Source organism: Streptomyces sp. NPDC090032 (assembly GCF_044748025.1).
Lineage (GTDB): Bacteria > Actinomycetota > Actinomycetes > Streptomycetales > Streptomycetaceae > Streptomyces.
The window spans coordinates 505,640-528,044 of sequence record NZ_JBIVFF010000002.1 but is presented as its reverse complement, the minus strand read 5'-3'; the positions used below and the strand labels follow the sequence as shown (position 1 = coordinate 528,044).

The 22,405-nt window shown below is 71.4% G+C and carries 19 protein-coding genes; 14 read left to right on the top strand and 5 right to left on the bottom strand.

Annotated elements, in window-relative coordinates:
- Window positions 1-16: 16 nt before the first annotated feature.
- A complete protein-coding gene (locus ACIPWY_RS06080; protein WP_393698741.1) occupies window positions 17-1,540 on the top strand; it encodes an MFS transporter in 1,524 nt (507 codons plus the stop codon).
- Between the two features lie 39 nt (window positions 1,541-1,579).
- On the opposite strand, the gene ACIPWY_RS06075 is transcribed toward ACIPWY_RS06080, so the two are convergent.
- From ACIPWY_RS06075 to ACIPWY_RS06065, 3 genes are all read right to left on the bottom strand, one after another.
- Entirely contained in the window at window positions 1,580-2,725 is a 1,146-nt protein-coding gene (locus ACIPWY_RS06075) for an LLM class flavin-dependent oxidoreductase (protein ID WP_401532358.1), read from the bottom strand.
- A gap of 72 nt (window positions 2,726-2,797) precedes the next feature.
- Window positions 2,798-3,358 (bottom strand): NADPH-dependent FMN reductase, encoded by a 561-nt coding sequence (ssuE, locus tag ACIPWY_RS06070; RefSeq protein WP_389541856.1) that lies wholly within the window; start codon window positions 3,356-3,358, stop codon window positions 2,798-2,800.
- 228 nt (window positions 3,359-3,586) lie between these two features.
- Window positions 3,587-3,670 (bottom strand): putative leader peptide, encoded by an 84-nt coding sequence (locus ACIPWY_RS06065; RefSeq protein ID WP_351255852.1) that lies wholly within the window; start codon window positions 3,668-3,670, stop codon window positions 3,587-3,589.
- 197 nt (window positions 3,671-3,867) lie between these two features.
- Here ACIPWY_RS06065 and ACIPWY_RS06060 point away from each other — a divergent pair, with 197 nt between their 5' ends.
- The 5 genes from ACIPWY_RS06060 (at window position 3,868) to ACIPWY_RS06040 (ending at window position 9,359) form a co-directional block, all read left to right on the top strand.
- The gene (locus ACIPWY_RS06060; RefSeq protein WP_401532357.1) at window positions 3,868-5,409 is read left to right on the top strand and encodes an ATP-dependent DNA ligase; all 1,542 of its coding nucleotides are present in this window, start codon (window positions 3,868-3,870) and stop codon (window positions 5,407-5,409) included.
- Between the two features lie 106 nt (window positions 5,410-5,515).
- Window positions 5,516-6,001 (top strand): cation:proton antiporter regulatory subunit, encoded by a 486-nt coding sequence (locus tag ACIPWY_RS06055; protein WP_234374240.1) that lies wholly within the window; start codon window positions 5,516-5,518, stop codon window positions 5,999-6,001.
- Window positions 6,002-6,005: 4 nt separating this feature from the next.
- A complete protein-coding gene (locus tag ACIPWY_RS06050; protein WP_362900472.1) occupies window positions 6,006-7,295 on the top strand; it encodes a cation:proton antiporter in 1,290 nt (429 codons plus the stop codon).
- 113 nt (window positions 7,296-7,408) lie between these two features.
- Entirely contained in the window at window positions 7,409-7,873 is a 465-nt protein-coding gene (locus ACIPWY_RS06045; protein ID WP_401532356.1) for an NUDIX domain-containing protein, read from the top strand.
- A gap of 91 nt (window positions 7,874-7,964) precedes the next feature.
- Window positions 7,965-9,359 (top strand): NADP-dependent succinic semialdehyde dehydrogenase, encoded by a 1,395-nt coding sequence (locus ACIPWY_RS06040; protein WP_362900476.1) that lies wholly within the window; start codon window positions 7,965-7,967, stop codon window positions 9,357-9,359.
- Window positions 9,360-9,436: 77 nt separating this feature from the next.
- Here ACIPWY_RS06040 and xylA read toward each other — a convergent pair whose 3' ends face one another.
- On the bottom strand, window positions 9,437-10,603 hold the full coding sequence (xylA, locus tag ACIPWY_RS06035; protein ID WP_362900478.1) for a xylose isomerase: 1,167 nt from the start codon (window positions 10,601-10,603) through the stop codon (window positions 9,437-9,439).
- 166 nt (window positions 10,604-10,769) lie between these two features.
- Between xylA and xylB the strand changes: the two genes are divergently transcribed.
- From xylB to ACIPWY_RS05995, 8 genes are all read left to right on the top strand, one after another.
- Window positions 10,770-12,209, top strand: a complete 1,440-nt coding sequence (xylB, locus tag ACIPWY_RS06030; RefSeq protein WP_401532355.1) for a xylulokinase — start codon at window positions 10,770-10,772, stop codon at window positions 12,207-12,209.
- Between the two features lie 76 nt (window positions 12,210-12,285).
- Window positions 12,286-13,491 carry an ROK family transcriptional regulator gene (locus ACIPWY_RS06025; RefSeq protein WP_362900482.1) on the top strand — a complete coding sequence of 402 codons (1,206 nt, stop codon included), beginning with the start codon at window positions 12,286-12,288 and terminating at the stop codon, window positions 13,489-13,491.
- 215 nt (window positions 13,492-13,706) lie between these two features.
- Window positions 13,707-15,224: an APC family permease gene (locus tag ACIPWY_RS06020; RefSeq protein WP_362900484.1), complete on the top strand. Its 1,518-nt coding sequence runs from the start codon at window positions 13,707-13,709 to the stop codon at window positions 15,222-15,224.
- Window positions 15,221-16,252: an acetamidase/formamidase family protein gene (locus ACIPWY_RS06015; RefSeq protein ID WP_393698732.1), complete on the top strand. Its 1,032-nt coding sequence runs from the start codon at window positions 15,221-15,223 to the stop codon at window positions 16,250-16,252. The genes ACIPWY_RS06020 and ACIPWY_RS06015 overlap by 4 nt, the downstream gene beginning before the upstream one ends.
- A gap of 74 nt (window positions 16,253-16,326) precedes the next feature.
- Window positions 16,327-16,923: an N-acetylmuramoyl-L-alanine amidase gene (locus ACIPWY_RS06010; protein WP_362900488.1), complete on the top strand. Its 597-nt coding sequence runs from the start codon at window positions 16,327-16,329 to the stop codon at window positions 16,921-16,923.
- A 157-nt stretch (window positions 16,924-17,080) separates the two neighbouring features.
- Window positions 17,081-18,379 (top strand): GAF domain-containing protein, encoded by a 1,299-nt coding sequence (locus ACIPWY_RS06005; RefSeq protein ID WP_401532354.1) that lies wholly within the window; start codon window positions 17,081-17,083, stop codon window positions 18,377-18,379.
- 54 nt (window positions 18,380-18,433) lie between these two features.
- Complete coding sequence (locus ACIPWY_RS06000; RefSeq protein WP_401532353.1) at window positions 18,434-19,957, top strand: aldehyde dehydrogenase family protein; 1,524 nt, start codon at window positions 18,434-18,436, stop codon at window positions 19,955-19,957.
- Window positions 19,958-20,545: 588 nt separating this feature from the next.
- Complete coding sequence (locus ACIPWY_RS05995) at window positions 20,546-21,691, top strand: cytochrome P450 (protein ID WP_401532352.1); 1,146 nt, start codon at window positions 20,546-20,548, stop codon at window positions 21,689-21,691.
- Window positions 21,692-21,815: 124 nt separating this feature from the next.
- Here the strand turns inward: ACIPWY_RS05995 and ACIPWY_RS05990 are convergent, their stop codons facing one another.
- Window positions 21,816-22,391 carry a CGNR zinc finger domain-containing protein gene (locus ACIPWY_RS05990; protein WP_362900496.1) on the bottom strand — a complete coding sequence of 192 codons (576 nt, stop codon included), beginning with the start codon at window positions 22,389-22,391 and terminating at the stop codon, window positions 21,816-21,818.
- Between the last annotated feature and the right edge of the window lie 14 nt (window positions 22,392-22,405).

Here is a 22,405-nt window from a genome sequence, read left to right as displayed (position 1 = left end):
CACGACAATGGCTGCGATGACGCCCGAACCCGTCGACTCCACTCCCGGAATCCGGCTCTCCTCCGCGAGGGGCCGCTGGATCCTCGCCTGTGTCGTCCTGGCTTCCGGAATGGCGATGCTCGACGGCACGGTGGTGAACGTCGCCCTGCCGACGATCGGGCGCGACCTCGGAGCCTCTCTGTCGAGCCTCCAGTGGGTCGTGAACGCCTACATGCTGACGCTGTCCGCCCTGCTCCTGTGGGGCGGGGCGCTCGGCGACCGGATCGGGCGGCGGCGCACACTCGTGCTCGGCGTGGCCTGGTTCGCGGTCGCGTCGGCGCTGTGCGGGCTCGCCCCCGACCAAGGGGTCCTGATCGCCGCCCGCGCGCTCCAGGGTGTCGGCGGTGCGCTCCTGACCCCCGGGTCGCTGGCCCTCGTGCGGTCCTCGTTCCACCCTGACGACCAGTCGCGGGCCGTGGGCGCCTGGTCGGGGCTCACCGGTGTGGCGGGGGCGCTCGGACCCTTCCTCGGCGGGTATCTGATCGACGGTCCCGGCTGGCGGTGGATCTTCCTGATCAATGTGCCACTGGCCGTGCTCGTGCTGTTGATCGCGGTGCGGCACGTCCCGGAGAGCCATGAGGCCGAGGTCTCCGGGAGCCGGTTCGACATGGCGGGGGCCTCGCTCGCCGCCCTGTGCCTGGTGGGCATCAGTTACGCGCTCATCGGGTCGTCCGGCGGCGCGTCGGCGGTGTCGACGGCGCTGCCCGCCGTGCTCGGTGTCGCCGCCGGCGTCGCCTTCGTCGCCTTGGAGCACCGGCGCGCAAACCCGATGCTGCCGCCCTCGCTGTTCCGTTCCCGGCTGTTCAGCGCGGCCAACGCGATGACGCTGTGCCTGTACGCGGGGATCGGCGGCATCCTTTTCCTGCTGCCCGTACAGCTCCAGATCGCGCTCGGCTACAGCGCGCTGGAGGCGGGTATCGCGACGCTGCCGATCACTGTCCTGATGCTGCTCCTCTCCGCGCGCGCGGGCGATCTCGCGCGCCGTGTCGGACCGACGCCGCCCCTGGTCGCCGGGCCGCTGATCTCCGCGGTGGGCCTGCTCCTGATGCTGCGGATCGAGCCCGGCTCGTCGTACGTGGCCGATGTGCTGCCCGCGGTGGCAGTCCTCGGCCTGGGCATGAGTGTGTTCGTCGCGCCCCTGACGGCGACGGTCCTGGCGTCGGTCGAGCCGGCGCACGCCGGGCTCGCCAGCGGCGTCAACAACACGGCGGCCCGTGTCGCACAGCTCCTCGTGGTGGCGGCGCTGCCGCTGGCGGTCGGGCTGTCCGGGGACGCGTACACGCAGCCGGACTCCGTCAACACCTCGTTCCACCGGGCGGCCATGGGATGCGCCCTGCTGTTCGCGCTGGGGTCGGCGACGGCCGTCGTGTTCATCCGTCCGGCGGCGGTACGGCCACGGCTGAAGGATGCGCCGAAGCCGCAGTGCCGCTCGCATCTGGGTGTGGCGGCACCGGCGCTGGAGCCCGGGCCGCGCAAGCGGAAGCAGGGGAAGTCCCTGTAGCTCACTGTCGCGCGGCAAGGCATTGCGCCCGGCGCCGGCTCAGCTCCCGAAGAGGACCTGGGGTGCCGCCAGGGCTGCCGCCTCCTTGTGCGGGTGTGCCCAGAGGCCGCGGGCTTGCAGCCGCGGCAGGACGCCCTCCCCGAACCAGTACGCCTCCTCCAGATGCGGGTATCCGGAAAGCACGAACTCGTCGATGCCGAGGCGGTGGTACTCCTCGACGCGGTCGGCGACCTCGTCATGGCTGCCGACCAGCGCGGTGCCCGCGCCGCCGCGTACGAGGCCGATGCCGGCCCACAGGTTGGGGTGGATCTCCAGCCTGCCGGAGCTTCCGCCGTGCAGGGCGAGCATGCGCCGCTGGCCCTCGGACTCGCTGCGCGCCAGCCCCTCCTGGACGGACCTGACGGTGGCCGGGTCGAAGCCCTGGAGGAGCCGGTCGGCCTCCGCCCAGGCCTGCTCGGCGGTGTCGCGCGTGATGACGTGCAGCCGGATCCCGAACCGGACGGTGCGGCCCTCCTTCTCGGCGAGGCCGCGAATCCAGGCGATCTTCTCGGCGACCTGGGCGGGCGGCTCGCCCCACGTGAGGTAGACGTCGCTGTGCCGCGCCGCGATCTCCCCCGCGACGGGCGAGGAGCCGCCGAAGTAGACCTCGGGGACCGGGTCGGGCAGCCGGGCCAGGCGGGCGTCCTGCACCTGGAGGTGTTCGCCCGCCAGATCGACGGTGTCGCCGGCCCACAACCCCCTGACGATCTCCAGGAATTCGCCGGTGCGTGCGTACCGGGCGTCCTTGTCGAGGAAGTCGCCGTAGGCGCGCTGCTCGCGGCTCTCGCCGCCCGTCACGACGTTCAGGAGAAGCCTGCCGCCGGTCTGGCGCTGGTAGGTGGACGCCATCTGCGCGGCGAGCGTGGGCGAGACGAAGCCGGGCCGGAACGCGACGAGGAACTTCAGGCGCTCGGTCTGCTGGCTGAGCATGGCGGTGGTCAGCCACGCGTCCTCGCACCAGGCGCCGGTGGGGGTCAGCGCGCCGACGAAGCCGAGGTCCTCGGCGGCGCGGGCGATCTGCGTGAGATAGCCGATGGACGGAGGCCGGTCGCCGCCCGCCGCGGTCACGGGTGTGCCGTGGCCACCGCCGACGACGTGGCGGCTGTCGCCGTTGGTCGGCAGGAACCAGTGGAAGGTGAGGGACACGGGCGGACTCCGATCGCGCGCAGGGTGGTGGTACTGGTGTCAAAAGGCCGCGGCAGGGCGGGAGTTGGCCGGTCAGCTCGCCGCGGCGAGCAGGGGCCGCGCGGTGTGCGTGAGTGCGCCGGAGAACTGGTCGACGACGCGGCCGAGCGCTTCGGCCGACCCCGGAGCGACGCTGACCGTGCCGTCCGGGGCGACGGTGATGTCCTTGTCGAGGGTGAACCACCCCTGGACGATGTGGTCGGCGCCCATGGAGTTGAGGACGGGCCGCAGCGCGTAGTCGAGGGCGAGGACATGGGCGGTGGTGCCGCCGGTGGCGAGCGGCAGCACGGTCTTGCCGGCGAGTCCGTACTGCGGCAGCAGGTCGAGCAGTGCCTTGAGGAGTCCGGAGTACGCGGCTTTGTAGACGGGTGTCGCGACGACGACGCCGTCGGCGCGGGCGAGCAGCTCGGTCGCCTCGACGATGGCCGGGTGGGCGAAGTCCGCTCCGAGGAGCGCCTCGGCGGGCAGGGTGCGGACGTCGAGCGCTATGACGTCGTGGCCCTGCGCTTCGAGCCGCGCGTCGAGGTGGCGCAGGAGCCGTGCCGTGCGGGAGGTGGCGGAGGGACTTCCGGAAATGGAGAGGACGGTGGCCATGACGGGACCCTTCGGGCTGGAATTCGGCATGCGGAATGCGGGCACGGCGAAAGGCGCGAACGCGGGAAACGCGGGAGTGCCGAAATTCAGGAATTCGCGCATGCCGAATACGCGGTGCGGTTCAGTGCGGTGCGGTGGGAAGCCGTGCGGAAATCGATCGGCACGGTCGAGGTTCGACGACGGCGGTCACTGCGGAGGCGGCCTGGTCGCCGGGGCGCGGGTGGCTCGTCAGAGGGCGCGGCAACAGAAGGAGCTGGAGACGCGCGCGAGGTCGACATGGCGTCGCCGCGTGAGGTCCAGTCTCGTGTTCATGCCACCGATCCAACCAGGGGCGCGCCACGCCAGTCAAGAATTCTCCGCGCCGGTCTCGCATCGCGGAACGGACTCCCGATGACGGGAGAATGGACACGAAGGGCGATTCTCTTTCGGGAATCCCTTGGTGAGCGCGGTTTATCGGCGGGAGCCCGCATCCTCGTGCGCCGCACCGCGACCCGGTGCACGATGGCTCCATGCTGTTGTCCCGTCTCGCCCAGGTGTCCCAGGAGGTCGCGGCCACCAGGGCGCGGTCCCGGAAGATCGCGCTGCTCGCCGGACTCTTCCGGGCGGCGGAGCCGGACGACGTGCCGATCGTGATTCCTTATCTGGCGGGACGCCTCCCGCAGGGGCGGCTCGGCGTCGGGTGGCGGGTGCTGCGCGATCCCGTCGCGCCGGCCGCGCAGCCCCGGCTGACGGTGCGGGACGTCGACGCCGCGCTGACCGCGCTCGGCGATGTCACCGGCGCCGGGTCGCAGGCCGAACGGGCCCGCCTCGTCGGGGAGTTGATGGGCGCCGCGACCGAGGACGAACAGCGTTTCCTGTTCGGTCTGCTCACCGGTGAGGTGCGGCAGGGGGCGCTCGACGCGGTGGCCCTGGAGGGGCTGGCGCAGGCGACCGGCGCGCCGCCGGGAGAGGTGCGGCGCGCGGTGATGCTGACCGGATCGCTCCAGGTGGTGGCGCAGGCACTGCTGGCCGAGGGGGCCGAGGCGCTGAGCCGGTTCCAATTGACCGTCGGGCGCCCGGTGTTCCCGATGCTGGCGCACAGCGCGTCCTCGGTCGGGGAGGCCGTGGACAAGCTCGGGGCGTGCGCGGTGGAGGAGAAGCTGGACGGCATCCGCGTACAGGTGCACCGCGACGGCGACGTCGTACGCGTCTGCACGCGCACGCTCGACGACATCACCGACCGGCTGCCCGAGGTCACGGCCGCGGCCGCCGGGCTCGACGGGGACCGCTTCATCCTCGACGGGGAGGTCATCGCGCTCGACGCGGACGGCCGGCCACGCCCGTTCCAGGAGATCGCGAGCCGCGTGGGTTCGCGGGTCGACGTGGCGACGGCCGCCGCGTCCGTACCCGTGGTGCCGGTGTTCTTCGACGTCTTGTACGCGGACGGGGACGAGCTGCTCGATCTGCCGTTCGCCGAGCGCCACGCGCGCCTCGCGCGGCTGGTGCCGGAGGCGATGCGGGTGCGCCGTGTCGTCGTACCGGACGGGGAGGACGCGGCGGCCCGCGAGGCCGCCGGCGCGTTCTTCGCCGACACCCTGCGCCGCGGCCACGAGGGCGTCGTCGTGAAGGCACTCGACGCGCCGTACAGCGCGGGGCGGCGCGGCGCGTCCTGGCTGAAAGTGAAGCCCGTACACACGCTGGACCTGGTGGTGCTCGCGGCCGAGTGGGGGCACGGCCGGCGCACGGGCAAGCTGTCGAACCTGCACCTCGGCGCCCGCAGGCCGGACGGCTCCTTCGCGATGCTGGGCAAGACGTTCAAGGGGCTCACTGACGCGCTGCTCGCCTGGCAGACGGAGCGGTTGCGGGAGCTGGCCCTGAGCGACGACGGCCACGTCGTGACGGTGCGTCCCGAGTTGGTCGTGGAGATCGCCTACGACGGTCTGCAGAAGTCCACCCGCTACCCGGCGGGCGTCACGCTGCGCTTCGCGCGCGTGGTCCGGTACCGCGAGGACAAGACGGCGGCGGAGGCGGACACCGTCGAGACAGTGCTCGCCCCGCGCCCGGCGCCGTGACAAGACCGTTTCTTTGCCAATTCTTGGGGCCGATAGGGTGACACCCGGCGCCGATACCTGCAGGCGCCATGCATCACCCAGGACAAGCACGGACAAGGGGAGAGCTGTGCCCGCTTCACGTCTGAGCCGCACGCCACTGCCGGGGATCGGCTTCCGGTACGACCTGACCACCCGCGACCAACGCCAGGTGTCGGTGGTCGCGCACCGGGACGGCGGGCGCACCCTGAGCGCCTACCGGACCGACGACCCGGACGCCTGCGACCTGTCGCTGAAGCTGACGTCCGGGGAGGCAGCCGCGCTGATCGACGCGCTGATGCCGTCCCACCACAGCCCGAACCTGCTGCACACCACCGACCTGGGCCTGGTCGCCGAGCGCATCGAGATCGGCGCGACCTCGCACTGGAACGGGCGCCTGCTCGGCGAGACGCAGCTGCGCACGGAGACCGGCGCCTCGATCGTGGCCGTGCTGCGGCGCGCCGAGGCGATCCCGTCGCCCACCCCCGACTTCCGGCTCGCCGGCGGGGACACCGTGATCGTCATCGGCACCCGCGAGGGCGTGGAAGCGGCGGCGACGATACTCGGAAGGGAGTGATCGGATGCATTCCGCGGTGTTCCTCATCGAGTTCGGGGCGATCATCCTCGCGCTCGGCCTCCTGGGCAGATTCGCCGGGCGGTTCCGGTTCTCGCCCATCCCCCTCTACCTCCTCGCGGGCCTCGCGTTCGGCGAAGGCGGGCTGCTCCCGCTCGGCGCGAGCGAGGAGTTCGTGGCGATCGGCGCCGAGATCGGCGTCATCCTGCTCCTGCTGATGCTGGGCCTGGAGTACACGGCCAGCGATCTCGTCAGCAACCTCAAGACGCAGTACCCGGCGGGCCTCGTCGACTGCGCGTTCAACGCGCTGCCCGGAGCCGCGGCCGCGCTGCTCATGGGCTGGGGCCCGGTGGCGGCCGTCGTCCTCGCCGGTGTCACCTGGATCTCGTCGTCGGGCGTGATCGCCAAGGTGCTCGGCGACCTCGGCCGGGTCGGCAACCGGGAGACCCCGGTGATCCTCAGCATCCTGGTCCTCGAGGACCTGGCGATGGCGGTCTACCTGCCGATCATCACGGCACTGCTCGCCGGTGTCGGCTGGGCGGCGGGCGGTGTCACCCTGGCCATCGCGCTCGGGGCGGCGGGCCTCGTCCTGTTCCTCGCCGTGCGCTACGGCCGGCTCATCTCCCGGTTCGTGTCCAGCGACGACCCGGAGAAGCTGCTCCTCGTGGTGCTCGGCCTGACGATCCTGGTCGCCGGGATCGCGCAGCAGCTCCAGGTGTCGGCGGCGGTCGGCGCGTTCCTCGTCGGCATCGCCCTGTCCGGTGAGGTCGCCGAGGGCGCCCACTCGCTGCTCCTGCCGCTGCGCGACCTGTTCGCCGCCGTGTTCTTCGTCTTCTTCGGCCTGCACACCGACCCGGCGAGCATTCCGCCGGTCCTGCTTCCGGCGCTCGCTCTCGCGGTCGTCACGGCCTGTACGAAGATCGCGACCGGTTACTGGGCGGCGCGGCGGGCGAAGATCTCGGTCAAGGGCCGCTGGCGCGCGGGCGGCGCGCTCGTGGCGCGCGGCGAGTTCTCCATCGTCATCGCGGGCCTGGCGGTCACGGCCGGTATCGAACCGAGGCTCGGCCCGCTGGCGACCGCCTACGTCCTGATCCTCGTCATCGTCGGACCGCTGACGGCGCGCTTCACCGAGCCGGTCGCGCTGCGCGTCTCGCGGTGGCGACGCCGCGGAGACGCACCGGCCGCCGCGGCGGTCGGCGCGGGCGCGGGGATCGTGCCGGCGCAACGGGACGCGCAGGATCCGGCCGGCCCCGAGGCGGAGGCGCAGTCCGGGCGGGCTTCGAACTCCTCGTCGTGATCCGGCCACCCGACCGAGCGTCGGCCATCCCGGTCGCCGCCCGGTCGGGGGCGAATAGCCCCACTCCCACATCGCAGGGCGCCGATCACCCGTAGCCCGCCGACACTGATCGCATGGCGTACAAGAAACAGAGCGCGGGACTGCTCCTGTTCCGGCGCACGGCCGCCGGTGTCGAGGTGCTGCTCGGACACATGGGCGGCCCGTTCTGGGAGCGGCGCGGCGCCGGGGCGTGGACCGTGCCGAAGGGCGAGTACGAGAACGGCGAGGAGCCGTGGGCGGCGGCGCGCAGGGAGTTCCAGGAGGAACTGGGTCTCGCGCCGCCGGACGGCACCCCGGTGCCGCTCGGCGACACCGTGCAGTCCGGCGGCAAGCACGTCGTCGTGTGGGCCATGGAGGGAGACCTCGATCTGGACGGCTTCGTGCCCGGCACGTTCACGATGGAGTGGCCGAAAGGCTCGGGACGCATGGCGCAGTTCCCCGAGCTGGACCGCGCGGCCTGGGTGGGTCTCGACGAGGCACGCGCCCTCGTGGTGCAGGCGCAGACCGTCTTCCTCGACCGGCTCGCCGAGCACGTCTGACGCCCGCGGCACCGGGTACACGACCTGTCCGCGTTGCGCGGCTCCGCGCGGCGCGGGAAGGTCGAAGCACCGCGCAGAGGAGGTCACCCCCATGCCCATCGCGACGGTCAACCCCGCGAATGGCGAGACGCTCAAGACGTTCGACGCCCTGACCGACGAGGAGATCGAGCACAGGCTCCTCCTCGCGGCCGGCACGTTCCGCACCTACCGCACCACCACGTTCTTCGAACGGGCCCGGCTGCTCCAGACCGCCGCGGACCTGCTGGACGCGGACCGCGACGACATCGCGCGCGTCATGACCACCGAGATGGGCAAGCCCGTCGTGGCGGCCCGCGCCGAGGCCGCGAAGTGCGCGAAGGCGATGCGCTGGTACGCGGAGCACGCCCAGGAGCTCCTCGCCGACGAGCATCCCTCGGCCCGGGACGTGGAGGACTCCGGCGCGGTCAGCGCCCATGTGCGCTACCGGCCGCTGGGCGTCGTCCTCGCCGTGATGCCGTGGAACTTCCCGCTGTGGCAGGTCGTACGGTTCGCGGCGCCCGCCCTGATGGCGGGCAACGTAGGACTGCTCAAGCACGCGTCGAACGTGCCGCAGACGGCGCTGTATCTCCAGGACCTGTTCCGTAGGGCCGGGTTCCCGGAGGGGTGTTTCCAGACGCTGCTGATCGGCTCCCGCGCGGTCGAGGGCGTGCTGCGCGACGAGCGGGTCGTGGCGGCGACGCTGACGGGAAGCGAGCCGGCGGGGCGTTCGGTCGCCTCGATCGCGGGCGACGAGGTCAAGAAGACGGTCCTTGAGCTGGGCGGCAGCGACCCGTTCGTGGTGCTGCCGTCGGCCGACGTGGCGAAGGCGGCGAAGGTCGCGGTGACGGCGCGGACGCAGAACAACGGGCAGTCCTGCATCGCCGCGAAGCGGTTCATCGTGCATACGGACGTCTACGACGAGTTCGCCGAGCTGTTCGTCTCCGGGATGCGGGCCCTGCGGGTCGGCGACCCGATGGACGAGAGCACCGACGTCGGGCCGCTCGCCAGTGAACAGGGCCGCGCCGACCTGGAGGAACTCGTGGACGACGCCGTGGAGTGCGGCGCGACGGCGCTGTGCGGCGGGCAGCGCCCCGAGGCGTACGCCAAGAGCGGCTGGTACTACGAGCCGACGGTCATCACCGACATCACACAGGAGATGCGCATCCACCGTGAGGAGACGTTCGGCCCGGTCGCCACGCTGTACCGCGTCGGCGACCTGGACGAGGCCGTGGCCCTGGCCAACGACACACCGTTCGGGCTGAGTTCCAACGTGTGGACACACGACGCCGCGGAGATCGACCGTTTCGCCCGCGACATCGAGGCGGGCGGCGTCTACGTGAACGGAATGACAGCCTCGCACCCGGCCTTCCCCTTCGGCGGCGTCAAGCGCTCCGGGTACGGCCGAGAGCTCTCGGCCCACGGAATCCGCGAGTTCTGCAATGTCACCACGGTGTGGGTGGGGGCGTGAGCGGATAGGCGCCCCGCGAGGATCGCGGCAAGCTACGCGCGCGTGGGGCCGATCGGCCACCACGCGCGCGTGACGGCTCAGCCGCGTGCGGCCAGCAGGTGGTCCATCGCCAGCTGGTCGAGGTGCTCGAAGGCCATGCCGCGGGCGGCGGCCGCCTCCACGTCGAAGCCCTCGAAGGCACTCTGGTCGGCGAGCAGACCCGACAGGCCGTCGGCGGCGGTGGGCTGCACCAGCTCGTCGAGCCGCGAGGCCCGCAGCGCCTCCTGAACCTCCGGGTCGGCCCGGAACGCGGCGGCGCGCTCGCGCAGGATCAGGTAGTTGCGCATGCAGCCCTCGGCCGACGCCCACACGCCGTCGTAGTCCTCGGTGCGCGGCGGCTTGAAGTCGAAGTGCCGTGGCCCCTCGTACCCGGCGCTCTCCAGCAGGTCGACCAGCCAGAACGCCGAGCGCAGGTCGCCCGCGCCGAAGCGGAGGTCCTGGTCGTACTTGATGCCGGTCTGGCCGTTGAGGTCGATGTGGAAGAGCTTGCCCGCCCACAGTGCCTGGGCGATGCCGTGCGGGAAGTTGAGCCCCGCCATCTGCTCGTGGCCGACCTCCGGGTTCACGCCGTACATCTCGGGCCGCTCCAGGCGCTCGATGAACGCGAGGGCGTGGCCGACGGTGGGCAGGAGGATGTCGCCACGCGGCTCGTTCGGCTTCGGCTCGATCGCGAACTTCAGGTCGTAGCCCTGCTGGACGACGTACTCGCCGAGCAGGTCGAAGGCCTCCTTCATCCGGTCGAGGGCGGCCCGTACGTCCTTGGCGGCTCCCGACTCGGCGCCCTCGCGGCCACCCCAGGCGACGTAGGTCTTCGCGCCGAGTTCGACGGCGAGGTCGATGTTGCGGATGGTCTTGCGCAGCGCGTACCGGCGTACGTCGCGGTCGTTCGCGGTGAACGCGCCGTCCTTGAAGACGGGGTGCGTGAAGAGGTTCGTGGTGGCCATCGGGACGATCAGGCCGGTGGCGTCGAGGGCCTGGCGGAAGCGCTTGATGTGCGACTCGCGCTCGGTGTCCGAGGCCCCGAAGGGGATCAGGTCGTCGTCGTGGAACGTCACTCCGTAGGCGCCGAGGTCAGCCAGGCGCCGCACGGATTCGGCCGGGTCGAGGGCGGCGCGGGTGGCGTCGCCGAAGGGGTCGCGCCCCTGCCAGCCGACCGTCCACAGGCCGAAGCTGAACTTGTCGTCGGGGGTGGGTCGGTACGTCATGTCGCGGCTCCTCGTCAGTCACGCCTATTTCGTCATGGCGCTTTACAAATTAGTATGCGGACACGTCGCTGGGAAGAGGCATATCGGGAGAGCATTGCGTGAACGCTCTCCCGCACATGTACCGCGGACGGCCACGGAATCGTCTTGTCAGGAACGGGAGAGCCGGATGTCATCAGCCGATGGACCACTCGTCGTCGGGGTGGACAGCTCCACGCAGTCCACGAAGGTCCTGGTCGTCGACGCCGCCACGGGCGCGGTCGTGGCGAGCGGCCAGGCGCCCCACACGGTCAGCTCGGGGCCGGGCCGCGAGAGCGATCCCGAGCAGTGGTGGACCGCCCTGTGCGAGGCGCTGCGCCAGTGCGGTGACGCGGCGCACCGGGCCTCCGCGGTGTCGGTCGGCGGTCAGCAGCACGGCCTGGTCACGCTGGACGCCGGGGGCCGCCCGGTGCGTCCCGCGCTGCTCTGGAACGACGTGCGCTCGGCGCCCCAGGCCCGCGACCTCATCGACGAGATGGGCGGCCCCAAGGCCTGGGCCGAGCGGGTGGGCAGCGTGCCGGGAGCCTCGTTCACCGTCGCCAAGTGGGCCTGGCTGGCCGAGCACGAGCCGGACGCCGTACGCGCCACGGCCGCGTTGCGGCTGCCGCACGACTACCTCACCCAGCGGCTGACCGGCGACGGCACGACGGACCGGGGCGACGCCTCGGGCACCGGCTGGTGGGCATCGGCCACGGAGTCGTACGACGACGACATCCTCGCGCGCGTGGGGCTCGATCCGGCGCTGCTCCCCCGGGTCGTGCGCCCCGGAGAGGTGGCCGGCACGGTCCACGGTTCGGGTGAACTGCCCTTCTCCAAGGGGACGTTGGTCGCCGCGGGCACGGGTGACAACGCGGCGGCCGCCCTCGGCCTCGGACTCCGGCCCGGCACGCCGGTCCTCAGCCTCGGCACGTCCGGCACGGTGTACGCGGTGTCGCGGCGCCGTCCCACGGACCCGACCGGCACCGTCGCCGGCTTCGCCGACGCGCGCGGCGACTGGCTCCCGCTCGCGTGCACCCTGAACTGCACCCTCGCCGTCGACCGGGTGGCCGCGCTGCTCGGCCTGGACCGCGAGGCCGTGGAACCCGGGGGCGAGATCACGCTGCTGCCCTACCTGGACGGCGAGCGCACCCCCGATCTGCCGAACGCCTCGGGCCTGTTGCACGGACTGCGGCACGACACCACGGGAGGCCAGCTGCTGCAGGCGGCCTACGACGGCGCCGTCCACGCGCTCCTGGGCGCGCTCGACCTCGTCCTCGACGCCGACGCCGACCTGTCGGTGCCGCTGCTGCTCATCGGGGGTGGCGCCCGGGGAACGGCCTGGCAGCAGACCGTACGGCGGCTCTCGGGCCGTGCCGTGCAGGTGCCCGAGGCCCGCGAGCTGGTCGCGCTCGGCGCCGCGGCCCAGGCCGCGGGGCTGCTGACCGGCGAGGATCCGGCGGCGGTTGCGCGGCGCTGGGGCACGGCGCAGGGCCCGGTTCTCGATCCCGTGGAACAGGACGCGGCGGCGCTGGCGCGGATCTCCGGGGTACTCTCCGACGCGGCCCCGCTCCTGGACAGGGGCCCGCGCTGACCACCCGGCCGGCCGAGGATCCAGGAAGGCCGGCGGCCCCGTGCGCCGGCCCGACCCCATGGGAGCGTCCGGAGGCATGACCGCACCACTGCACGAGACCCGGCCCGGCATGCCCGACACCCAGCAGGGCATGCGTCGGCGCAACCTCTCGCGGGTCATGCACGCTGTCGCCACCGACGGCCCGTTGTCGCGGGCGACGGTCGCCCAGCACATCGGGCTGACCAGGGCGGCGGTCTCGACGCTCGTCGACGAGCTGATCCGGTCGGGTCTGATCGAGGAGCTCGGCCCGCAGCGCCCCGGCCGGGTCGGGCGGCCCGGCTCGGCGCTCGTGGTCAGCCGTCGCGGTCCGGCCGGAATCGGAGCCGAGGTCGGTGTCGACCATCTCGCGGCGTGCGCGGTCGACCTGAGCGGCGAGGTACGCGCGCGTGCCGTGCGCCGCGTCCCCAACCGCGGGCGCGCGCCCAGGCCTGTCCTCAAGGAACTGTCCGTGCTGGTCCGAGAGGTGACAGATCGCGCCGAACGGGAGGGGCTGCGCCCGGCGGGCCTCGCGGTCGCCGTGCCGGGCCTGGTCGCCCGCGGCACCCACACGGTGGTCCGGGCACCCAATCTGGACTGGCACGACACGGACGTCTCCGCACTGCTGCCGAGCCCGACCGGGCCACGGACGGTGCTGCCGCTGAGCGTCGACAACGAGGCGAACTTCGGGGCCCTCGCCGAGCTCTGGCTCGGCGAGGACACCCCCGCCGACTTCCTGCACGTCTCGGCCGAGATCGGCATCGGCGCGGCGCTCGTCGTCGACGGCAAGCTCCTGCGCGGAACCCGTGGATTCGCGGGCGAGTTGGGCCACGTCCCGGTTCGCCCGGAGGGCCCGGCGTGTCCCTGCGGAGGGCGCGGCTGTCTGGAGCAGTACGCGGGCGAGGAGGCCGTGCTGCGCGCGGCGGGCCTGGGTCCCGGCGAGGACCGGGTGGGCCTGCTCGCCGAACGCGCCGCGGCAGGGGACACGGATGCGCGGCGGGCGCTGCGCGGAGCCGGGACCGCCCTGGGCATCGCGCTGACCGGGGCGGTGAACCTCCTGGATCCTCAGGCCGTCGTGCTCGGCGGGGCACTCTCGCGGCTGGCGCCGTGGCTACTGCCCACGCTGGAGCGGGAGTTGACCCGTCGGACGGCGACCCCGGCCGACGGGGTGACGGTGTCGCGCCTGGGGTCGGACGGCCCCTTGCTGGGTGCGGCGCACTCGGTGGTGCGGGCGGTGCTCGACGATCCGGTGGCGGCGGCCGCGTAGAACGCCGTGGCCGTCTGGACCCCGGGGCCGTGGCGCGCGAAGTGCCAGAGGTTCGGACCTCTGACGTGCGGTTGTTCACAACCGGCGGGTTGTCCACAGGCGCGCCGCGCCCTCTTCCGCCCCAACCGCCAGGGCCCTTAACGTAATTCACACGGGATGTCACCGCCTCGGCGCGGCGGCGCACTCACGTGGATCGGGGGATTCAGGTGTCGCGGGTGAGCGTTCACAGCGGTACGGGGCTGCGGCGCGGGGCCATCGGGCTGCGCGAGGTCCTGTTCCAGAGCATCACGGCCATGGCTCCGGCGGCCGCGGTCGCCGCGTCGATCCCGGCGGGTACGGCGTTCGCGGGCGGCAGTCTGCCGCTGTCCGTACTGATCGCGCTGGTGGCCTGCCTGTTCACGGCGTCGTGCGTGGCGGAGCTGGCCCGCGAACTGCCCGCGGCCGGCTCCGTATCGACGTACGCCGCGCGCGGTCTCCATCCGAGCGTGGGTTTCCTCGTCGGCTGGGGCTATGTGTTCGTGGAGGCCCTCGTGCCTCCGCTGCTCCTCCTGCAACTGGGCTTCACCACCGCCGGGACGCTGCACCACGAGTGGTCGTCGTACCCCGCGGACCTGTGGTGGCCGTGGTCGCTCGCCGGAGCCGTGATCATCGCCGTGGCGGGCTACTTCGGAGTGCGGGCGTCGGCCCGCTTCGGGACGGTGCTCGGCGCCTTCGAGGTCGTCGTCTTCCTCGCCTTCGCGATCCTGCTGATCTCGAAGGCCGGCAGCGACAACACCCTTTCGGTGTTCGGCACTTCGCACACGGCACAGGGGTACGAGGGCTGGAGCGGCGTCTTCGCCGGTTCGGTGTACACGGTGCTGGCGTTCGCCGGGTTCGAGGCGGCGGCCCCACTCGCCGAGGAGACCCGCGACCCACGGCGCACCATGCACCGTGCGGTCCTCGGGGCGGCCCTGGCGATCGGGCTCTTCTACGTACTGACGACGTACGCGATGTCGGTGTACTTCGGGCCCGGCAAGTTCGCCACGTTCGGGGCGGAGGGCGCCGCGTCATGGGAGGGCGTGGCTCGCGCCTCGTTCGGCCTGTTCTGGGTCCTGGTGTTCCTGGCGGTGGTGAACTCGACGATCGCGAACGCCAACGCGTGCGCCAGCGTCTCGACGCGCACGGCCTTCGCTCTCGGCCGCATCGGCGTCTTCCCGAGCGGCTTCGCGCGGCTGCACCCGGTGCGCCGCTCCCCCGTCACCGGCGTCGCCGTCCAGTTCGTCGTCGCGGTCGCGGCGATGCTCGGACTCGGCTTCGCCTACGACCCGGTGACGGCGTTCCTGCTCCTGGCGACGGTCATCGTCACGGTCATCATCGGCGTGTACATCGTGGCGAACCTCGCCTGTGCCGGGTACTTCCTGCGCCGCGGCCGCCCCGACCTGCGCCCGGTGCGCCACCTCGTCCTCCCGCTCCTGGGCATCGTCGCGTTCGTACCCGCACTGCTGACGGCCGCGGGCCTGCCCGTCTTCGACTTCGTGTCGGAGCTGACCGCGCCGGTGTCCTACGCGGGCCCGGTCGTCGCCGTGTGGATGCTCGCGGGGGTCGTGGTGCTCGGAGTGCTCCTGCGGCGCCATCCGGAACGTATCGCGGAGACCGGACGCGTCCATCTCGACGACGACGCTTCAGATCCCGAAGTGGACCCGGGCGCCGACCCTGACGCGCCCACCTCACAGAGCGGAGCGGTACAGCGATGAACGACCCCCGGATCCTGACCGTGCGGCCCGAACCGGGCGAGTACGCCTACACGTTCGGCGGCGCGCCTCCCGTCGCCAGGATCGCGCCGGGCACCGTTCTCGACCTGTACACGGAGGACTGCTTCGGCGGGCGGGTGCGGTCCGAGAAGGACCTGGTGTCGCAGGTGTGCGAGTTCCCGTTCCTCAACCCGCAGACCGGGCCCTTCCACATCGAGGGCGCCGAGCCGGGTGACACGGTCGCGGTGCACTTCGTGTCCGTCGAGCCGGCCCGCGACTGGGCGGCGTCCACGACGGTCCCGCTGTTCGGCGCGCTCACGTCCACCCACACCACGGCCACGCTCCAGCCGCCGCTGCCCGAGGTCGTGTGGATGTGGCACCTGGACCGGGAGCGGCGCACCGCCCGGTTCACGGCGCACGACAGCGGCCTCCAGGTCGAGCTGCCGATGGACCCCATGCACGGAACGGTGGGCGTGGCACCCGCGAACCTGGAGGTCCGCTCGGCCCTCGTCCCGGACGCGCACGGCGGCAACATGGACTCACCGGAGATGCGCGCGGGCGTCACCTGTTATCTCGGGGTGAATGTCGACGGCGCGCTGCTCAGTCTCGGCGACGGGCACGCGCGGCAGGGCGAGGGCGAGACGTGCGGCGTCGCCGTCGAGTGCGCCATGCGGACCGTCGTGATCGTCGAACTCCTCAAGGGCGTCGCCACCGCGTGGCCGCGCATCGAGTCCGACACGCACATCATCTCGACGGGGTCGGCCCGGCCCCTGGAGGACGCGTTCCGGATTTCCCAACTCGACCTGGTGCGCTGGCTGGAGCGCGACTACGGCTTCAGTGAGCTCGACGCGTACCAGTTCGCGTCGCAGACCGTCGAGTCGCCGCTCGCCAACGTCTGCGACACGAACTACACGTGCGTGGCGAAGCTCCGTAAGGAGTGGCTGCCGGCCCGGGAGACGCACCGCGGGCTGCACGCGCACCTGAGGGACGTCGCCGCGACGCTCCCCCGCCCGGACCACCGCACCTTCTGACGACACACCGTTCTCTGTTCTCCGTTCGCTGACAAAGCCCTGCCCATCGCCCCCACCAGAAAGGCAGACCAGTCATGGACCGAAGGCCACTCCCGAGCCGGCGCCGGTTGCTCCAGGCCGGCGCGCTCGCCGCCGTGCCCGCAGCGCTGCTCCCCGCCGCCCGCGCCTCCGCCCTGCCGGAGGCCGTCGACTATCCGGGCGCCGAGTCCGTCCCGGCCAGCACCTCCAACTACACGGCGTCCAGCCGCCCCACCAGCTATCCCCTGAACTACGTGATCATTCACGTCACCCAGGAGACGTACGCCGACGCCCTGGCCATCTTCCAGAACCCGGCCAAGAAGGTCTCCGCGCACTATGTGGTCCGCTCGTCCGACGGCCACATCGCCCAGTGCGTCCGGGAGCGCAACATCGCCTGGCACGCCGGGAATTGGGACTACAACACCCGCAGCATCGGCATCGAGCACGAAGGCTGGGTCGACCAGCCGGAGTTCTTCACCGATGCCCTCTACCAGTCGTCCGCAAATCTCACCGCCGCGATCTGCGCCAAGTACGGCATACCCATGGACCGCCAGCACATCCTCGGGCACTACGAGGTCCCCGGCACGGATCACACCGACCCGGGCCCGTACTGGGACTGGTCCCGCTACATCAGAATGGTCAACTTCGCCTGAGCAGCGGGCAGGAGCGCGGCAGAGCCGGCCTCCCCGGCGCGCACGCACTGTGACGCATCCGTGCGGATCAGTGTCGGGACGCTTGTCCGTATGCGTCTCCGGCGCGACGATGTCCCCACAGCGATGCACCGCCGCATCGTCCGCCGGGGAGGCCGACTTGACCGATCCATGGGTGGCCCTGGAGCCGGGCACCGATCCGTCCGAGCGGGTACGGGTCCTGCGCCGCGCGCACGAGACGTTCACCGCCGCGGGGACCGTGTCCCGGCCGGTGCGCTCCGTGGTGGCCGACTCCTGGCGGCGCTCGGCCGGGGCGCACGTCAGCCCGGACGCGTCGGCTTCCGTGGAGCTGAGCGACGGCGACCTCGGGGCGTACCGCGCCGAGCATCCGCTGGCGCGGGTCATGCCGCTGTTCCGGGAACTCATGGGCACGTTCGCCCGGGACGGCGAGCATCTGCTCGCCGTCTGCGACGCGCACGGCAGGCTGCTGTGGGTGGAGGGCCACCCGACGACCCGGCAGCGGGCGGGGAAGATGAACTTCGTGCCGGGCGCGCGCTGGTCGGAGACGGCGATGGGGACCAACGCGCCGGGCACGGCGGTGGCGGTCGACCGGCCCGTCCAGGTGTTCGCCGCCGAGCACTTCATCCGGCGTGTCCAGCCGTGGACCTGCGCGGCGGCGCCCGTGCACGATCCGCGTTCGGGGCGACTGCTCGGCGCCGTCGACATCACGGGCGGGGACGGTCTCGCCCATCCGCACAGCCTGGCGTTCGTGCAGGCGGTGGCGCGTGCGGCCGAGTCCCATCTGGCGCTGCTCGCACCGCCGCCTTCGGACGAGGCCGGCCTCCGGCTCACCGCGCTCGGCCGCGACGAGGCGCTCCTCCTCACGGGCGCCGGACGCAAGATCCGCCTCAGCCGCCGGCACAGCGAGATCCTCGTCCTGCTGGCCCGCCACCCGGAGGGCCTGACCGGAGACGAGCTGCTCTGCGCGCTCTACGAGGACGAGTCGGTGACACCCGTGACCCTGCGGGCCGAACTGGCGCGCCTGCGCCGGATACTCGGCCCCGACATCCTCGGCTCACGCCCCTACCGCCTGGCGTCCCCCGTCGACTCGGACTTCGGCACGGTCGAGCGGCGCCTGGGGACGGGCGCGGTGACGGCGGCGGCCGCCGCGTTCGGCGGACCGCTGCTGCCCGGATCGCAGGCCCCGGCCGTCGTGCGTGTACGGCGCAGGCTCACTGACGAGATGCGTGCCGCTCTCATCGCGCGGGGCGACCCCGATCTGCTGGCGGACTGGGCGCATGCTCCGTGGGGCGAGGAGGACCTCGACGTGTGGCTGGCGCTGGCCTCGGTGCGCCCGGCGCCGCCCGTGCTGGCCCGCCTCAGGGAGCTCGACGCGGAGCAGGCCGCGCCCGGGACCCCGGCGACGTACGCAACGTATCTGCAACGTCCGCGCGCCTAGCCTCCGTGCGAAAGCTGCCCAACGGCGGGCGGCTCGCACGGGAGGCCAGCCAAGATGACCCTTTACGCAGCGCCCGGTACCAACGGCTCAGTCGTCTCCTACCAGGCCCGCTACGACCACTTCATCGGCGGCGAGTACGTGCCGCCGGCCCTTGGCCAGTACTTCGAGAACCCGAGCCCGGTCAACGGGAAGCCGTTCACTGAGATCGCCCGGGGCACCGAGGCGGACGTCGAGCGCGCCCTCGACGCGGCGCACGCCGCCGCGCCCGCCTGGGGCCGCACCTCGCCGACCGCGCGCGCCGACATCCTCCTCAAGATCGCCGACCGGATGGAGGCGAACCTCGAGAAGCTGGCGGTCGCCGAGACCTGGGAGAACGGCAAGCCGGTCCGCGAGACCCTCGCCGCCGACATCCCGCTCGCCATCGACCACTTCCGCTACTTCGCGGGCGCCCTGCGCGCCCAGGAGGGCTCGCTCAGCGAGATCGACGACGACACGATCGCGTACCACTTCCACGAGCCGCTCGGCGTCGTGGCGCAGATCATCCCGTGGAACTTCCCGATCCTGATGGCCACTTGGAAGCTGGCCCCGGCCCTCGCGGCGGGCAACGCGGTGGTCCTCAAGCCCGCGGAGCAGACCCCGGCGTCCATCCACTACTGGCTGAGCCTGGTCGCCGACCTGCTGCCGCCGGGCGTCGTGAACGTCGTCAACGGCTTCGGCGTGGAGGCAGGCAAGCCGCTCGCGTCGAGCGCGCGCGTGGCGAAGGTCGCGTTCACCGGCGAGACGACGACGGGCCGGCTGATCATGCAGTACGCGTCCGAGAACATCAAGCCGGTGACCCTCGAACTCGGTGGCAAGTCGCCGAACATCTTCTTCGACGACGTGTGGGCGAAGGACGACGACTTCCGCGACAAGGCCCTGGAGGGCTTCACGATGTTCGCCCTCAACCAGGGCGAGGTCTGCACGTGTCCCTCGCGGGCGCTGATCCAGCAGGGCCACTACAGCGAGTTCCTCGACGCGGCGATCGCGCGCACGGAGGCCATCAAGCCCGGCAACCCGCTCGACACCGACACGATGATCGGCGCCCAGGCGTCCAACGACCAGCTCCAGAAGATCCTCTCCTACCTGGACATCGGCCAGCAGGAGGGAGCGAAGGTCCTGACGGGCGGTCAGCGCATCGAATACGACGGCGAGTTGGCGGGCGGCTACTACGTCCAGCCCACGATCTTCGAGGGCAACAACCGCATGCGGATCTTCCAGGAGGAGATCTTCGGCCCGGTCGTCTCGGTCGCCTCGTTCGCCGACTACGACGACGCCATCAAGATCGCCAACGACACGCTGTACGGCCTCGGCGCGGGCGTGTGGACCCGGAACATCAACACGGCGTACCGAGCGGGCCGTTCGATCCAGGCGGGCCGCGTCTGGACGAACTGCTACCACGCGTACCCGGCGCATGCGGCCTTCGGCGGATACAAGCAGTCGGGTATCGGCCGCGAGAACCACAAGATGATGCTGGAGCACTACCAGCAGACGAAGAACCTGCTCGTCTCCTACTCAGCACAGAAGCTCGGCTTCTTCTAGAGGCCCGAGAAGAGGCGCCTGAACTGGGCTTTTGCCCGTCAGGCGCCTTCTTCTCGCCCGCCTCAGGCCGTCGGAGCCGTTCTCCACCGGGATGTTGAGCACTTCGTTGAACGCGGCCCTCTTGCGCCGCGCCGTCTTGGCAGCCGCCGCCGAGGACATCAGCTTCGCCGACCGTCCTGCCGCAGAATCCGCAGCATCGCCGAATCAAGTTCGCCCTCATTCCCTCACGCCCCACAACTGTCGAATCATATTCGGTATTGGTGCCCCATCTCTGACGATATTGCTAGCCTGACCGCTGCAAACCCAGCGATGATTCGCCGCCCACTGCCGCGCACTTCGGGCGGAGTCAAGGAGTGCGAAGCAAAGGCAGAACGTGGGACCAGGGGTGGCCGAAGGGGAGAGCAGGGTCCGACGCCTCCTTGAGCACCGAACTCCCGTTGAAACAGGGGCGGTCATCAATCAGGACGCCGGTCGGTCAACTGCGACTGAGGTGCTACTAGTGAGGTTGTCGCGATGATGAATGCCAGAGGGGAAACGACAACCGCGACCGAGCGGCTGGACGATTCCTTTTTCCAGGATCCTCAGGGCTTGTTCGCGCGGCTGCGTTCGTCCGCGCCGGTGACCCCGGTCATCACGTCCGAGGGCGTCCGGGTGTGGCTCGTCACCCGGTACGAGGACGTGCGCGCCGCGCTGGCCGACCCGCGGGTGGCCAAGGACTGGGTGACACACATGACTCCCGAAGACTTCGACATCAACGTGGACCCCGTACAGGCATATCTCGACCAGCACATGCTCAACCTCGATCCACCGGACCACACCCGGCTGCGCCGCCTGGTGGTGAAGGCGTTCACTCCGCGCCGGGTGGCCGCGCTGCGGCCACGGATCTCGGCCGTCACCGACGAGTTGCTGGACGCGATGGCGGATGGCCCCACCGAGACGGAACTGATCGAGGCGTTCGCGTTCCCGCTGTCGGTGACCGTGATCTGCGAGCTGATCGGCATCCCGGTCGGCGACCGCGACTCGTTCCGCGCATGGTCGGAGACGCTGCTTTCCTCCCAGGGGACGCGCGCGGAATCCCGCGCGGCCGCCGTCGCCATGTACGAATACTTCACGCGCCTGGTCACGGAGCGCCGCCAGGCACCGGCGGACGACCTGCTCTCGGCTCTGATCGCGGCCCGCGACTCGGGGGACTCGCTGTCGGAGCACGAGTTGCTCTCGATGATGTTCCTGCTGCTCGTCGCCGGGCACGAGACGATGCTGAACCTGATCACCAACGGAGTGCTGGCGCTGCTGACTCATCCGGCCGAACTGAAGCGACTGCGCGACGATCCCTCGCTGATGCCTTCAGCAGTCGAGGAGTTGCTGCGGTACGCGAACCCGCTGAACCACGCGACCGAACGGTTCACGCTTGAGCCGGTGACCATCGGCGACGTCAGCATCCCCGCCAAAGAATGGGTCATGCTCGCATCGGCGTCGGCGAACTGGGACACGTCCCGTTTCCCCGATGCAGACCGGCTCGACCTGGGCCGGGACATGTCGGGCCACATGGGGTTCGGGCATGGGATCCACTACTGCCTCGGTGCGCCACTGGCGCGGCTGGAGGGCGAGATCGCGTTCGGGTCGCTGCTGTCCCGGTTCCCCGAGCTGAAGCTGGCGACCCCCGCGTCCTCGCTGCGGTGGAGGCCCTCCAGCCTCATCCACGGGCTGGAGGGCCTTCCCATCAGGCTGAGTTAGCCAGCTCTCCGGATCTTGCGCCGAAGCACCTTTGTTGGCTCATCGCACATCGAAGCGGCAGAACGTGGTCAGACGGGGCGCGGCAGAGATGGCGTGGGGCCCATTGGGATGTGCCGGGTAACGATCACTCCGCTGATCCGGGGTTCTTGCGCTGGTTGGCATGGAAGCGCGCTTTCTTCTGACGGTTCCCGCACGTGTTCATGTCGCACCATTTGCGGGTGCGGCTTTGGCTGGTGTCGAAGAACGCGGCTTGGCAGGTCGGTGATGCGCACAAGGCCAGTTTTCCGTCTCGTTCGCCCGCGATGATGCTGATCGCGTCGGCGGCGATCACGCTGAGGGCATCTTCCACGCAGGAACCCGGGCTGAGCCGCCATCGCCGCTTGCCCTCGGGCGTCAGGATCGCCGCGGCCCGACCCTGAGCACTGCAGTCATTGATGACTTGGACAGCGGACCCGGGGAGAGCGTCCTGGATCGCGGCCGCTGTCGCGGCGGCGTGGATCGACTCCCTCAGTTCCCGGGCGAGGCCGAGCTGGGCAGTGGTGCAGGAGTCCACGGCGAGACCGCTCACTGCCAGCCAGTCGACGAGTCGGTGCGGCGTGGGAATGCGCTCCACAGCGTTGCCGTGACGCTCCGACAGAGTCCCCGTGAAGCTGGTCGCCAGCACGGTACCGAGGCGGAAGTCAGGGAACCCAGTAGGCATGGAACCACCTTAGC